General features: G+C 65.7%; 13 protein-coding genes and 1 pseudogene. 3 read left to right on the top strand and 11 right to left on the bottom strand.

The annotated features are described in order from the left end of the window. Positions 1–102: pseudogene (locus EN786_RS35430) on the top strand (IS110 family transposase); the annotation flags it as partial. A 230-nt stretch (positions 103–332) separates the two neighbouring features. Here EN786_RS35430 and phnN read toward each other — a convergent pair. The 9 genes from phnN to EN786_RS35385 all read right to left on the bottom strand — a co-directional run bounded on the left by phnN (position 333) and on the right by EN786_RS35385 (position 9,867). Then, a complete protein-coding gene (gene phnN, locus EN786_RS35425; RefSeq protein ID WP_189340530.1) occupies positions 333–962 on the bottom strand; it encodes a phosphonate metabolism protein/1,5-bisphosphokinase (PRPP-forming) PhnN in 630 nt (209 codons plus the stop codon). Beyond that, complete coding sequence (locus EN786_RS35420) at positions 959–2,098, bottom strand: alpha-D-ribose 1-methylphosphonate 5-triphosphate diphosphatase (RefSeq protein WP_127283260.1); 1,140 nt, start codon at positions 2,096–2,098, stop codon at positions 959–961. Before EN786_RS35420 ends, phnN begins: the two co-directional genes overlap by 4 nt. Positions 2,099–2,147: 49 nt before the next feature. After that, positions 2,148–2,855 (bottom strand): DUF1045 domain-containing protein, encoded by a 708-nt coding sequence (locus tag EN786_RS35415; protein WP_127283259.1) that lies wholly within the window; start codon positions 2,853–2,855, stop codon positions 2,148–2,150. 149 nt (positions 2,856–3,004) lie between these two features. Further along, entirely contained in the window at positions 3,005–3,817 is an 813-nt protein-coding gene (iolB, locus tag EN786_RS35410; protein WP_127283258.1) for a 5-deoxy-glucuronate isomerase, read from the bottom strand. 14 nt (positions 3,818–3,831) lie between these two features. Next, positions 3,832–4,044 carry a DUF3329 domain-containing protein gene (locus EN786_RS35405; RefSeq protein ID WP_126057076.1) on the bottom strand — a complete coding sequence of 71 codons (213 nt, stop codon included), beginning with the start codon at positions 4,042–4,044 and terminating at the stop codon, positions 3,832–3,834. Between the two features lie 66 nt (positions 4,045–4,110). After that, complete coding sequence (gene iolE, locus EN786_RS35400; protein ID WP_127310437.1) at positions 4,111–5,025, bottom strand: myo-inosose-2 dehydratase; 915 nt, start codon at positions 5,023–5,025, stop codon at positions 4,111–4,113. A gap of 42 nt (positions 5,026–5,067) precedes the next feature. Beyond that, positions 5,068–6,912, bottom strand: coding sequence for a 3D-(3,5/4)-trihydroxycyclohexane-1,2-dione acylhydrolase (decyclizing) (iolD, locus tag EN786_RS35395; RefSeq protein ID WP_127310438.1), 1,845 nt, complete (start codon positions 6,910–6,912; stop codon positions 5,068–5,070). A gap of 24 nt (positions 6,913–6,936) precedes the next feature. Beyond that, positions 6,937–8,865, bottom strand: coding sequence for a 5-dehydro-2-deoxygluconokinase (gene iolC, locus EN786_RS35390; RefSeq protein ID WP_127310439.1), 1,929 nt, complete (start codon positions 8,863–8,865; stop codon positions 6,937–6,939). A 156-nt stretch (positions 8,866–9,021) separates the two neighbouring features. After that, positions 9,022–9,867 carry a MurR/RpiR family transcriptional regulator gene (locus EN786_RS35385; RefSeq protein WP_187331344.1) on the bottom strand — a complete coding sequence of 282 codons (846 nt, stop codon included), beginning with the start codon at positions 9,865–9,867 and terminating at the stop codon, positions 9,022–9,024. Between the two features lie 160 nt (positions 9,868–10,027). Here EN786_RS35385 and EN786_RS35380 point away from each other — a divergent pair, with 160 nt between their 5' ends. Next, positions 10,028–11,137 (top strand): Gfo/Idh/MocA family oxidoreductase, encoded by a 1,110-nt coding sequence (locus EN786_RS35380; RefSeq protein ID WP_127310440.1) that lies wholly within the window; start codon positions 10,028–10,030, stop codon positions 11,135–11,137. A 31-nt stretch (positions 11,138–11,168) separates the two neighbouring features. Here EN786_RS35380 and EN786_RS35375 read toward each other — a convergent pair whose 3' ends face one another. Beyond that, positions 11,169–11,870 carry a YafY family protein gene (locus EN786_RS35375; RefSeq protein WP_127310441.1) on the bottom strand — a complete coding sequence of 234 codons (702 nt, stop codon included), beginning with the start codon at positions 11,868–11,870 and terminating at the stop codon, positions 11,169–11,171. 126 nt (positions 11,871–11,996) lie between these two features. Here EN786_RS35375 and EN786_RS35370 point away from each other — a divergent pair, with 126 nt between their 5' ends. After that, on the top strand, positions 11,997–12,632 hold the full coding sequence (locus tag EN786_RS35370; protein WP_127310442.1) for a LysE family translocator: 636 nt from the start codon (positions 11,997–11,999) through the stop codon (positions 12,630–12,632). Between the two features lie 86 nt (positions 12,633–12,718). Here the strand turns inward: EN786_RS35370 and EN786_RS35365 are convergent, their stop codons facing one another. Beyond that, on the bottom strand, positions 12,719–13,810 hold the full coding sequence (locus EN786_RS35365; RefSeq protein ID WP_127391602.1) for a 3-deoxy-7-phosphoheptulonate synthase: 1,092 nt from the start codon (positions 13,808–13,810) through the stop codon (positions 12,719–12,721). Between the last annotated feature and the right edge of the window lie 531 nt (positions 13,811–14,341).

Here is a 14,341-nt window from a genome sequence, read left to right as displayed (position 1 = left end):
GTCGGCAAGCCGAAGATCGTCGCCGTCGTGGCCGTCATGCGAAAGCTGCTGACCATTCTCAACGCCATCATCCGCGACCAAAAACCATGGCAAACAGCTTGACAGCCAAGACAGTCGCTCTCCCCGTATAGTAACGGGGAAAGGGGCGCTCTCTTCGATGATTTCGCCAATTTCGAATGTTGCTAGAAAGGCGCCGAGGCTGGGGTCAGCCCTTTCTCCCCGTCACTATACGGGGAGAAATGCCCGGCAGGGCAATGAGGGGCGGCGCCGACATCAACAAGTCTCGGCTCAACCTCTCACATGCAAGCCGGCATCACCTGAATCAATTCACCTCAGATCATGCTGGACAAATCCGAAAACGCCATCGCCTTGCGCAGCACCTCGGCGAAGCGCTCGCCGGCGATGTCCTTGGCGCCGCTGTTGTCGATCGAGGTGACGTCCGGTCCGGAGAGCGCGATGCTGGCGCTGCGCGCCAGGCGCGCGAGCACTTCGCCGCGCGATTCGCGGCCGCGCGCGGCCAGCCGCTCGGCGAGGATTTCCGGCGTCGCGGTGATCTCGACCACCGCCAGATTGGCGTAACGCTCGCGCAGCGCCGGAATAACAGACCGCGAGACGTTGGCGACGGCGACATGACCGTTGGCGACCGCCCAGTCGACATCGGCGGGCAGGCCGTAGCGCAGGCCGTGGGCGTCCCAGCACAAGGCGAAGGCGCCGTCGGCCTCGGCCTCGGCGAAGGCGGCATCGGCCAGCGTATCGTGGTCCTCGCTCGCCGCGTCGCTCGGGCGGGTGATGACGCGGCGCACGAATTCGAGCCGCGTCTCGTCGGCGAAGCGGCCCTTTGCATAGCCGATCACCGTGTCCTTGCCGGCTCCGCTCGGACCGACGACGGCGACGAAGACGCCGTTGCGGATCGGAAATTTCTCGGCCGACAATTCGCGTTCGAGCAGGGCCGAGACCATCATGCGACCCGGCGCCCCTGGCGCCAGACGGTGCGCACGACCGGCACATGATCGTCGACGCGCACGCGCACCAGATCGGCGCGCCGGCCCTCCTCGATCACGCCGCGGTCACTGAGACCGACCGCCTCGGCCGGGTTCTTCGAGACCATCGCCACCGCCTGCGGCAGGGAAATGCCCTCGACCATATCGCCAAGGAAGAATGCCGACTGGATCAGGCTGAAGGGAATGTAGTCGGACGACAAGATGTCGAGCAGGCCCTCGCCGGCCAGCGTGCGGGCCGAGACGTTGCCGGAATGCGAGGCGCCGCGCATGACGTTGGGCGCACCCATCAGCACGCCGAGGCCTGCCGCCTTGGAGGCCCGCGCCGCTTCCTCGGTGGTCGGGAACTCGGCGACGCGCACGCCCTGCTCGATCGCTTCCTCGACATGGCCGGCGGTGGCGTCGTCATGGCTGGCCAGCACAATGCCGCGTTCGTGGCAGGCGGCGGAAATGAAGATGCGGTTCGGACCGGAATTCATCGCCGATTCCGCCATGCGCTTCTCGCAGAATTTCTGGAAGTCGCGATCGGAGAGCTTCAGCTTGCGCTGGTAGTAATAGGCATAGGTTTCGAGATTGACGAACTGGCGCTGTCCTGGCGCATGGTCCATCAGCGACGCCAGTTTCACCCGCTCGTCGGTCTCGAAATTGGCGAAGGCCTTCAGGCAGTCCGGTGCCGAGACCTCGCAGCGCAGATGGATGAAATGGTCGGCCCTGAGCCGCTCCTGCGCGACGCTGTCCTCAATGGCGTCGGCCAGCTTGCGGATGTCGGCGGAGGTGAGGTCGGCGTCCTCGTCCATGCCTACGCGCAAGGCATCGAGCACGGTGGTGATGCCGGCGGTTGCCACCTGCGCGTCATGGGCAAGCACGGCGGCAATCGGGTTCCAGCGGACCTTCGGGCGCGGCGCGTAGTGACCTTCGAGATGGTCGGTGTGCAGTTCCACCAGGCCGGGGATGATGTAGTCGCCGCCCATGTCCTCGCCGGCGCGGGCAGCGCCCGGGTCGATGGCGGCGATCAAGCCGTCGCGCAGCACCAGCGAGCCCTCGACGATCTCGTCGGCAAGCACGATGCGGGCATTGGTGAGAACGGTCTCGGCGGTCATTTCAAATCGTCCTTGGTAATCAGGCAGTTTGGTCTCAAGCAGTTTGGTCTCAGGCAGTTTTCCGGGCCGGGCGGCGTCCTAGCGCGTGGTGGGACAGCACCATGAACGGGGCGCCCGGTTCGGTTTCGACGAACAGCGTCAGCGCTTCGACCGGCACCGGCCGCAGCAGCACTTCCGTGAACAGGCTGTCGATTGCTGCGCGCAGACGAGGGCTTTCCTGTGACGCAACGCGGCCGGACAGCGTCATGTGAAAGCGGAAGGTTTCGAAGACGTAGGGGTAGCCCCATTGGCAGAGATTGCGGAACTCGTCCGGCTTCAGCGAGTCGGGGCTGCGGCGCTCGATCTCGGCCTCGGTCAGCGGCGCGCGGAAACGGTCGAAGGCGAGCACGACATCGCCGGCGAAGCGGTTGAGCGCCGGCACAGGCGCTTGCGGCACCAGCGCGAAGAAGCCGTCGATCTGGCCGACGACGAGGCGCGGGATGGTAACCGGCTGGGCCGCCTCGGCGAAGCTGTCGAGCGCCGCGCGCAACGTGGCTTCGGTCTCGTTCTCAGCCAACCTGAAGGGCGCCTTCAGCGTCGCGTGAAAGCCGTAGCGGCGGGCCGAGGCGGTATGGAAGGCAACTTCGGCCGCCGACAGCTCACCCACGGCCTCGACCGGCCGGGTGGCGGCGCCGAACGGGTCGCGTCCCAGCCAATTGGCGGCGATCCGCGCCAGCGGCTCGTCCTGGCTTGGGGTGAAATAGATGGCGTAGCGCATGAGAAGTCCTCGTCAGACCGTTGCCATAGGTGATTTCCATGACGGATTGACGAAGCTTACGATGGTTTTCGATGGCAAATCGGCCAGGCAGGTCCTTAGCCGACGATTTTTCCGTGCTGGACCAATGGCTTCAGCGCAATGCAGGAGGCTCAGGCCTTCATCAGCCATTCGTGCTCGGGCGCGTTGTGGAACTTCCAGGTGCGCTTCGGCCCGGCCATGACGTTGAGATAGTAGAGATCGTAGCCATGGCAGGCGGCGCACGGGTGGTAGCCCTTCGGCACCAGCACCACGTCGCCGTCCTCGATCGCCATCGCCTCGTCCAGCTCGCGCTCGCCATTCCTGCCGGCGTCGGTATAGACGCGCTGGAAGGCAAAGCCCTGCGGCGGGTTGAGGCGGTGGTAGTAGGTTTCCTCGAGATAGGACTCGGCGGGGAGGTTGTCCCGGTCGTGCTTGTGCGGCGGATAGCTGGAGGTGTGACCGCCCGGCGTGATGACCTCGACCACCAGCAACGAGTCGGCCGGCTTGCCTTCGGGCAGGATGTTGGTGACGTAGCGCGTGTTGGTGCCCTTGCCGCGCACCTCCTGGCCGAGATCCCGCGGAGCGATGACGCGGGCCGGCAGGCCGCCGCCCAGGCCGGGAGCCGAGCAGACGGCGAGTTCCAGCTCGGTGTCGGCAGTCACCGACCAGTTGGACCCCTCAGGCACATAGACAGACCATGGCTTGCCCTCGAAGGGCGACATGCGCTCGCCGAGCAGGCCGAGATCCGTGCCGGCGGCGGACGCCTTGCCCTTGCCGGTGACGAAGACCAGGCAGACCTCGCGGTCGGCCGTTTCACCCGAAGCCGTCTCGCCCGCTTTCAGCCGATGAAGATCGAAGCCGACATAGGTCCAGCCGGCGCTTTGCGGCGTGACGTGGGCGACGCGGCCGTGGCCCCTGTCGGCCTTGACGAGCAGTTTGGACATTTTTGTCTCCTCAATCATTCCTTCGGTTCGGCCGGAGGCTTGGCCTCTTCGGCCGGCTTGTAGAGATAGAAGAACTGCCAGACGGCATAGCCGGCGAAGCCGAGCGCGATGACGCCCCAGAAAGGCGTGCCGGAAGCGAACTCGATCACCGACCAGGCCAGGCAGACAGCCACCACGGCGATGCGCCGCCACAGCGGCCGGAAGAACGGGTGCTCATAGTCTTTCATCGCGCGCCAATCCCGGATTTAGCCAAAGCGCATCAGATAGACCGGGCGCCCTGACTAATCCACCGTTCAGGCCGGAAAACCCTGCGTCTCCACCGTGTAGCCGGCGGCGCTCATCACCCGCATCAGCTCCTTGTAGCCGACCTGGGCCATCCTGAGCGGAGGGTTTGGCTTCGGATCCTGCTCGGCCTCGACGACGAACCAGCCTTCATAGCCATGGTCGGCGAACCGCTGCACAATGGCGCCGAAATCCAACGACCCGTCGCCAGGCACGGTGAAGGCGCCGAGCGCCACGGCATCGAGGAAGGACTGCCTGGTGCGGTCGAGTTTGTCGATCACGCCCATGCGCACGTCCTTCACATGGACGTGGTTGATGCGCTTGTGGTGGTTGTCGATGGCGCGCAGCACGTCGCCGCCTGCGAAGGCGAGATGGCCGGCGTCGAGCAGCAGCGGAATGCCTTCGCCGGAGTGGCGCATGAAGGCGTCAAGCTCCGGCTCGGTCTCGACGACCGCCGCCATGTGGTGGTGGTAGGACAGAGGCATGCCCTGCTCGGCGCACCATTCGCCGAATTCGGTCAGGCGCCTGCCATAGGCCTTCATTTCGTCGCCGGAGAGCTTCGGCTTGGTGGCGAGCGGCTTCGAACGGTCACCCTGGATGGAGCGGCCGACCTCGCCATAGACGATGCAGGGCGCGTTGACCGCCTTGAACAGGTCGATCATCGGCTGGATGCGGTCCTTGTTCCTGGCCATCTCCTCGTCGACCAGCGTGCCGGAGAACCAGCCGCCGCAGAGCGTGACGTCGGCTGCCTTCAGGATCGGCAGCATCACTTTGGGATCGTCGGGAAAGCGGCGGCCCTTTTCCATGCCGGTGAAGCCGGCCGAGCGCGACTGGCGCAGACACTCCTCCAGCGACACGTCATCGCTCAGTTCCACCAGATCGTCGTTCCACCACGCGATGGGGGACATGCCCAGTTTGGCTTTCAAGTCGTCACTCCAATGTCAGTTCGTTGCGAGGCGGAAGCGGGCTCAGCCCTGCCGGCTGCCGACGGCTTCCTCATATTTCTTGCGCGCGGCGTTGACTTCGCGTCGCGCGGAGACTTCCGGCACGGCGACATCCCACCAGTGGCCGCCGGCCTCGGTCGAGACCAGCGGATCGGTGTCGATGACCAGCACGGTGGTCTTGCTGTTGCCCTTGGCCCTGGCGAGCGCCGTCTCCAGCTCGGCGATCGAGGCCACTTTCTCGGCCGTCGCGCCGAGGCTTGCCGCATGGGCGGCGAAGTCGACATCGGGCATGACCTCGTGGCGGGAGTCCTTCAGGAGATTGTTGAAGTTGGCGCCGCCGGTCGCCATCTGCAGCCGGTTGATGCAGCCATAGCCACGGTTGTCGAGCAGCACGATGGTGAGTTTCAGCCCCAGCATCACCGATGTGGCGATCTCGGAATTGAGCATCAGGTAGGAGCCGTCGCCGACCATGACGACGACCTCCTCGCCGGGCTTGGCCATCTTGACGCCGAGACCGCCGGCGATCTCGTAACCCATGGTCGAGAAGCCGTATTCGGCATGGTAGGAGCCGGGCGCGCCGGCCTGCCAGAGCTTGTGCAATTCGCCGGGCAGACCGCCGGCGGCATGCAGCAAGGTGACGCCGGAGCCCATGGCGCGCTGCACGGCGCCGATCACCTGCGCGTCGGATGGATAGGCGGCATTGGTCGAGGCCGTGACCTTGGCGGCGGCAGCCTGCCACTCCGTCTTGCCCTTCAGCGCATTGTCGGTCCAGGCGGACGGCGCCTTCCAGCCCTTCAAGGCAGCGGACAGTTCCGCCAGCCCTTCGGCCGCGTCGGCGACCAGCGGCAGCGCCCAGTGCTTGCCGGCATCGAAACCTTGCGTGTTCAGCCCGATGATGGTGCGGCCGGCATTCTTGAACAGCGCCCATGAGCCGGTGGTGAAATCCTGCAGCCTGGTGCCGACGGCGAGCACGACATCGGCCTCCTCGGCTAGCCGGTTGGCGGCGGACGTGCCGGTGACGCCGACCGCAGCCATGTTGAGCGGATGGTCATCGGGGAGCGAAGACTTGCCGCCCTGCGTCTCGCAGACGGGAATGCCGGCGCCCTGCACCAACTTGGCCAGTTCGCCCGATGCCTGCGAATAGAGGACGCCGCCGCCGGCGATCACCAGCGGCCTTTTGGCGCCCTTCAGCGCCGCGACGGCGGCCGCCAGTTCGTTGCGGTCCGGACGAACCCGGCGCGGCATCCAGAGGCGCTCGGCAAACAGGCTTTCGGGGTAGTCATAAGCCTCGGCCTGCACGTCCTGGCAGAGCGACAGCGTGACCGGGCCGCATTCGGCCGGATCGGTCAGCACCTGCATGGCGCGGTTGAGCGCCGGGATGATCTGCTCCGGCCGTGTGATGCGGTCGAAATAGCGCGACACGGCGCGGAAGCAGTCGTTGACGCTCGCGGTGCCGTCGGAAAAGTCCTCGGCCTGCTGCAGCACCGGATCGGGCAAGCGGTTGGCGAACACATCGCCCGGCAAAAACAGGACAGGCAACCGGTTTACGTGTGCCAGGGCTGCCGCCGTCACCATGTTCAGCGCGCCCGGTCCGATCGAGCTTGTCGCGGCCATGAAGCGGCGGCGGAAATTGGCCTTGGCATAGGCAATTGCCGCATGCGCCATCGCCTGCTCATTGTGGGCGCGGAAGGTCGGCAATTCGTCGCGCACCTGGTAGAGCGCCTCGCCGATGCCGGCGACATTGCCATGGCCGAAGATCGCCCAGACGCCGCCGAAGATCGGCACTCGTCTGCCGTCGATCTCAGTCATCTGGCGCGACAGGAAGCGGGTCACAGCCTGCGCCATGGTCAGGCGTACGGTCTTCGTCATGTCGTCTCCTCCGGCTTCCGTCTGTTATGCCGCCTTGCGGCCGCGCGCGGCAAGCCATGCCTCGGTCAGTTGCTCGAAGCGCGACGCCATGTCGGCGACCGCCTCTTCATCCGACATCCTGCCGGCCAGCCATTGTTCGGCGGCGTTGATGAAGATGGTGCGACCGACGGCGAAGCCCTTGACGACGGGCGCGTTGGCCGTCGCGGCAAAGGCCGCTTCCAGTTCGTCCTGCGGCGCCTCGAGCCCGAGCAGCACGACACCGCGGCACCATGGGTCGTTCTTGACGATCACCGCCTCGATCTTGGCCCAGGCGCTGGCCGAGGCCTGCGGCTCGAGCTTCCACCAGTCGGGCTTGATGCCCAGCGCATAGAGTTCCTCCAGCGCGCGCGGGATGGTGGTGTCGTCGAGCTTGCCGTGCTTGCCGGCGATGATCTCGACGAGAAGCTCCCTGCCCACTTTCCGCGCGGCTTCGAACAGGGTCCTGAGCTTCTGCTGCTGCTCCAGCTTCAGCGCCTCGGGGTCGTCCGGGTGGTAGAAGCACAGGCATTTGATGCAGTGCTCGACCGGCCAGTCGATCAGTTGCGAGCCGATGTCCTGCGAGAATTCGAAGCGCAGCGGCCGCGAGCCCGGCAGTTCGACCGGGCGGCCAAGCCAGGCGAAGGGATGGCGGGCGAATTCGAACATGGCGTCGCGGCCATATTTCTCGTCGAGCAGCATGCCGTAACCGGCGCGGCCGGCGGCGACCCTGGCTGCCGCCTTGACGGTCAGCACCTTGAAATCCTCGATGCGGGCGGCGTCCGCACCGGTCTTGGCGGCGACGTCCTCGAGCTGGACGCGGTGGTCGCAGGCGAGCGCCATCAGCGAGGGGATGTCGCGCCGGCGCGTCGTCGCCCAATGGATGTGGTTGATCGCCTCGTCCTTGCGCAGCGCCAGGTGCTTGCTGCCGTGCTTGAGGAAGTACTGCAATTCCTCGAAGGTCGGATATTCCGGCGCGCAGAGCAGGCGCGAGACGGCGAAGGCGCCGCAGGCATTGGCCCAGGTCGCCGCCGTGGCGAAGCTCTCGCCCCCGAGCCAGCCGCGCAGGAAGCCGGACATGAAGGCATCGCCGGCGCCAAGCACATTGTAGACCTCGATCGGAAAGCCCTTGCCCACAATACCGTCCTCGAGGTCGTCGCTGATCGGCCCGTCGTAGACGATGCAGCCCATGGCGCCGCGCTTGAGCACGATGGTGGCCTTGGACAGCGAGCGGATGGTCTTCAGCGCGCTCAGGCAATCGTCGGCGCCCGAGGCGATCATGATCTCCTCTTCGGTGCCGACGATGAGATCGCAATCGGGCAGCACCGTCTTCAGCTGGGCCGAGACGCGGTCGGATTTGACATAGCGCTCGAAGCCCTCGGCATGGCCGGCAAGACCCCAGAGGTTGGGGCGGTAGTCGATGTCGAAGACCACCTTGCCGCCCTTGGCCTTCATGATGCGGATCGCCTTGCGCTGCGCGGCGTCGCTGTTGGGGCGGGAGAAATGCGTGCCGGTGACGACGACGGCGCGGGCCAAGGCAATGAACGCCTCGTCGATGTCCTCCTCGGCCAGCGCCATGTCGGCGCAGTCGGAGCGGTAGAAGATCATCGGCGAGACGCCTTCATCCTCGACCGAGAGCAGCACCAGCGCGGTCAGCCGCTCCTTGTCGGTCTTCAGGCCGTCGACCGAGACGCCTTCACGCTTGAGCTGCTCGCGGATGAAACGGCCCATCTGCTCGTCGCCGACGCGGGTGAGCAGCGCCGAACGCAGGCCGAGCCTGGCCGTGCCGACGGAGATGTTGGCCGGGCAGCCGCCGACCGATTTGGCGAAGGAGGTGATGTCCTCCAGCCGCGAGCCGATCTGCTGGCCGTAGAGATCGACCGAAGCGCGGCCGATGGTGATGACGTCGAGCGGTTTCGCTTCCACGGCTTCGCCCATTCGAACCTCCCATCGGCCTTATTGTGTTGAGCAACCCCATTTTGGGGTACACGCGCGAGCGGCGGCGTGATGCCGGGATTATGAAATAATAATTCCAATCTGTAGTCAAGATGGAATGAGCATTCCCTAGCCGAAAAAGACTGCAGGCCGAGCCGTTCAGCCCTTGCGCTTGCGGCCCGTGTCGCGCCGCTTCTCGCCGACGGCGACGGTCAGCGCCATGGCCAGCGCCATCGTCGCCGACAGCGAGCGGAAGCCGGCGAAATCGGCCTCGGCGACCTCGAACCAGACCTTGGCGAACTGGGCGAGCGGCGAGAACGAGGAGTCGGTGATGGCGACGATCGGCACGCCCTGCTCGGAGATGGCGCGCGTTTCCTCGATGGTCGCCGGCGCATAAGGCGAAAACGAGATGGCGATGACGGCATCCCTCGGCGTGGCAAAGCCGACCATCTCGGCATTGAGGCCGGCGGCCGACTCGATCAGCTGGTTGCGGATCTTGAGCTTGCCCAGCGCGTAGGCGATGTAGGAGGCGACCGGATAGGAGCGGCGCTTGGCGAGCACGTAGATGGTCTCGGCCTTGGCCAGCAGCGCGATCGCCTCCTCGAAATGCGGTTCGTTGAGCGTGCGCGAAATGTCGCTCAGCGAGGTGCTGGCGGCGGCGACGAAACCGTCGAAGATCGCTCGGTGGCCGGCGCCTTCCTCGGCCTTGGCGCGCAGCGCGGCCAAACGCTCGTCATAGGAGGAATTGCGCTCGCGCAGGCGCTCGCGGAACACAAGCTGCAGGCTGGTGAACCCGTCGAAGCCGAGCTGCTGGGCAAAGCGGATCAGGGTCGAGGGCTGGACGCCGGCCGAGGCGGCGATGCTGGCGGCGGTGCCGAAAGCGATGTCGTCGGGATTGTCGAGCGCATAGGCGGCGATCTGCGCGATGCGCTTAGGCAGGCTGTGGCGCCGCTCCAGGATCGTCGCGCGCAGCGTCTCGAAATCGCGGGGAACCCGTTCGTCCATCGTCGCTCCGCCCACGGCCATAATGGTAGTCCCCCTCTCCTGCCTCATCATAGCGGCTTCGCGCAAGAACACCATAAAAAATGATTTGGACGTTCCATTCCGAGCGGAAATGGATTAATTCATCCACACGCTACAGTTCCCCTTCAATGGAGACATCCAAATGGTCGGAGTGGGCCTCATCGGCACGGGTTTCATGGGCAAGTGCCACGCCATTGCCTGGAGCGCGGTCGGCACCGTCTTCCCGGATGTAGCCAAGCCCAGGCTGGTGCATCTCGGCGAGGTCAATGACGAGCTTGCCAGGCGCAAGGCCGGTGAGTTCGGCTTCGCCAGGGGCTCCGGCGACTGGCGCGCCGTGGTCAACGATCCGGAGGTCGAGATCGTCTCGCTGACCACGCCCAACCAGTTCCATCCGGAAATGGCCATCGCCATCCTCGAAGCCGGCAAGCATCTCTGGTGCGAGAAACCGATGGCGCCGGGCTTCGCGGAAGCCGAGGCGATGGCGAAGGCGGCGAAGAAATCCGGCAAGGTGGCGGCGCTCGGCTACAATTACATCCAGAACCCGGCCATCCGCCATATCGGCGCGCTGCTCGAGGAGAAGATCATCGGCGAGGTCAACCATCTGCGCATCGAGATGGACGAGGACTTCATGGCCGACCCGGAGGCGGCGTTCTTCTGGAAGCACGAGGCAGCGTCGGGCTACGGCGCGCTCGACGATTTCGCCGTGCATCCGCTGTCGCTGATCAAGGTGCTGTTCGGCCGCGTCGGCCGCGTCATGTGCGACATGGCCAAGCCCTATGCCGACCGCAAGGTTGCATCCGGGGGACGCCGCGCGGTCGAGACCTACGACATTGCCAGCGTGCTGATGCATCTGGAGAACGGCATCGCCGGCACGCTGCTGGTCAATCGCTCGGCCTGGGGCCGCAAGGGCCGCATCGCCATCCAGATCTTCGGTTCGAAAGGCTCGATCCTCTACGACCAGGAACGGTTCAACGAGTTCCAGCTCTACCTGACGGCCGACCGGCCGACCGAGCAGGGCTACCGCACCATCCTGGTGGCGCCGCACCACAAGCCCTACGACGCCTTCGTGCCGGCGCCCGGCCACGGCCTCGGCTTCAACGACCTCAAGATCATCGAATGCCGCGAGCTCATGCTGCGGCTCGCCGGCAAGCCGGCGCGGATCATCGACTTCGACGAGGGGCTGGAGATCGAGCGCACCGTGCATGCGATGGCGCGTTCGTTCCAGGAGCAGCGCTGGGTGGACGTGCGGTAACAGCCGCTTCCAACGCAAAGCCGGCAAAGCGTCAGGTGGCGGCTGCCGATGCGTTGATCTCCCAGCCATCGACCCAAAGCTGCCGCAGCCGGTCGCCTTCGCCCTTGAACCATAGGCCCGCCAGCCGGCAGTCCTCGATGCGGTCGCTGCGGAAATTGCGGATAGCCTGGCGAAGCTCGCACCAGGCGACGATGTTGGCGGTTTCGGCGTAGTAGATGAGCGCGACCGGGCGGATGAGGCGCTTTGTGTCGCGGCCCGCCTCGTCGCGATAGGAAAGGTCGAGCTTCTCCTCGTCGCGGATGGCGCGGCGCACCAAGGCGAGATCGACCGCCGAGGCCGAGGGTGCGGCAAAACCCCAGGCATGCAGGGCATTGGCGTCGAGCGCCTGGCGCAAGGGCGGCGGCACCGCACCGGCGATCTTGGCGCCGACGCGTTTTGCGGCCTGCTTGAGCTCGTCGTCGCCGGTGCGCTCGAGCAGCGCCAACGACAGCACGATCGCCTCCATCTCCTCGATCGAGAACATCAGCGGCGGCAGGTCGAAGCCCGGACGCAGGACGTAGCCGATGCCGCGCCCGCCCTCGATCGGCACGCGCATCGCCTGCAGTGCCGCGATGTCGCGATAGATCGAGCGCACCGTCACTTCCAGCTGTTCGGCAATCATGGCCGCCGTCACCGGCTGCCTGGCCAGCCGCAGGATCTGGATGATCTCGAACAGGCGCGACGCCTTGCGCATTTCCTCAACGGCTCCGAACGCAACTGACACATCCCCGTCAGTTGGGATGATCTATAGGACGGCCTATCCGCTTGAAAATCAACACATTGCTCTGCGGCGTTTCGGGTGAGGCAACAGACTACTGACATGGACTACGCGCAAAATCTCTGGCTCTTCTTCATCCTGCTGTTCGGCATCATCGTCGTGCCCGGCATGGACATGCTGTTCGTGCTGGCCAATGCGCTGACGGGCGGCAGCAACAGAGGTCTCGCCGCGACTGGGGGCATCATGCTGGGCGGCATAGTGCACACGCTGAACGGCGCGATCGGCGTCGGCCTGCTCATGCATTTCGTACCGATCCTGTTCACGCCGCTGCTGATCGCCGGCGCCGCCTACATGGCCTATATCGGCATCACGCTGATGCGCAGCTCCATCACCATCGGCCAGGACGGGCCTTCCAGCAGCCGTTCCGCCTGGAAGGCGTTTCGCCAGGGGCTGATGACCTGCCTGATCAACCCGAAGGCCTACCTCTTCATCCTCGCCGTCTATCCGCAGTTCCTGAAGCCGGATTACGGCCCGATCTGGATGCAGGCGACCGTCATGGGGCTGATGACGATCGCCACGCAGGCCGCCATCTATGGCGGGCTCGCGGTTACCGCCGGCAGCAGCCGCGAGCTGCTGGTCGCCAATCCGCGGGCGACCGTCCTTGCCGGTCGGGCGGCGGGGCTGCTGCTGTTCGCGGTCTCGGTGTTCACCGCCTGGGAAGGTCTGGGGGCGGCGTGAGCCTCAAGGGCCCGCGCCGAGTTCCTTCCAGCACCCGTCTCGGCGCTGCGCGCCGATCCACCTTCTTCCACCGGGGGAGAAGGAAGTCAGGCCGCGCCCTGCCGGGTCGCCAGCATTTCGCGGCGTGCCGACCGCCGCCATTCGACCGCGCCGGCAAGGCCGTGCAGCACCGTCTCGGTGGTCGCCCAGTCGATGCAGCCATCGGTGATGCTCTGGCCGTAGGTGAGCGGCTTGCCGGCCACCACGTCCTGCCGGCCGGCGACGAGATTGCTCTCGATCATGACGCCGATGATGCGCTCGTCGCCCGCTGCCACCTGGCCCGCCACGTCGGCCGCCACCTTCGGCTGGTTCTCCGGCTTCTTGCTCGAGTTGGCGTGGCTGACGTCGATCATCAGCCGCGGCGCGACCCCGATGCGGCCGAGCTCCGCAGCGGAGGCGGCGACGCAAGCCGCGTCGTAGTTTGGCTGGATGCCGCCGCGCAGGATGACGTGGCAGTCCTCATTGCCGGTGGTCGCCGCGATCGCGCTGCGGCCGCCCTTGGTCACCGCCATGAAGTGATGCGGCTGGGCGGCCGACTTCACCGCCTCGGCGGCGATGCGGAGATTGCCGTCGGTGCCGTTCTTGAAGCCGACCGGGCAGGACAGGCCCGAGGCCAGCTCGCGATGGATCTGGCTCTCGGTGGTACGCGCGCCGATGGCGCCCCAGGCGACGAGGTCGGCGATGTATTGCGGCGTCGTCATGTCGAGGAACTCGGTCGCCGCCGGCAGGCCGAGATTGTTGACGGCCGACAGCACGTTGCGCGCCATGCGCAGCCCCTTGTCGATGTTGAAGCTGCCGTCGAGGTCGGGATCGTTGATCAGCCCCTTCCAGCCGACCGTGGTGCGCGGCTTCTCGAAATAGACGCGCATGACGATCTCGAGCCGGTCTGCAAGGGCCTCGCGCAGCGCCGCCAGACGGCTGGCGTAGTCCATTGCGGCGACCGGATCGTGGATCGAACAGGGGCCGACGATGACCAAAAGCCGGTCGTCGGCGCCCGTCAGGATCGAATGGATGGCATTGCGTGACGCGGCAACAGTGCGCGTCGCCGTCAGCGTGCGCGGTATCTCGCGCATCACCTCTTCCGGCGTGCTCAGTTCCTTGAGTTCGGTGACCCGAAGGTCGTCTGTGGTGGTCAACACGGCTTTCTGCTCCTGGTTAGGAGACCTGCCGGCTGAAACAAAAAAGCCGCCAGGTCTGGCGGCTTGTCGGATTTTGATGCTGCAATCTTCAGATCGAGCGCAATCCTCCCGCCGCCAGCGAGCTACCGTAGCTAAAGTACCAAAACGAGGCGGTCAGGTGGATCATGCGGCTCATATAGTCGATGCGAAGGCGCTTGTCACGTGTCGTGTTGTAGCGGGCCAATTGGCGAAACCGTTGATGACGGCGCCCCTCTCCCCGTCACTATACGGGGAGAGGATACCGGCAGGCAGGTGAGGGGCGGCGCCTACGGCAGAAAGACAAGGCCAGGCGGAGATATCGGCCTTCAACCTAAGCTTGGACCCATTGCTGTCAAAGTCGGCGCTGCCCCTCATTGCCCTGCCGGTGTCCAGCCGATAGATGGGTAACAGAATGGACCGGATACATAGGTAACAGTTCTCCCCCTATGAGTCCGCTGCAGCGCCAAGCGGATTGGTTGGCGCGGCGCTGCAGCGGACAAGCGTCATACGCCT

Origin of the sequence: Mesorhizobium sp. M4B.F.Ca.ET.143.01.1.1 (assembly GCF_004792275.1) — a bacterium.
Taxonomy (GTDB): domain Bacteria; phylum Pseudomonadota; class Alphaproteobacteria; order Rhizobiales; family Rhizobiaceae; genus Mesorhizobium; species Mesorhizobium abyssinicae.
Note: the sequence above shows the minus strand (reverse complement) of the source record. Positions and strands in the feature narration are given on the sequence as shown.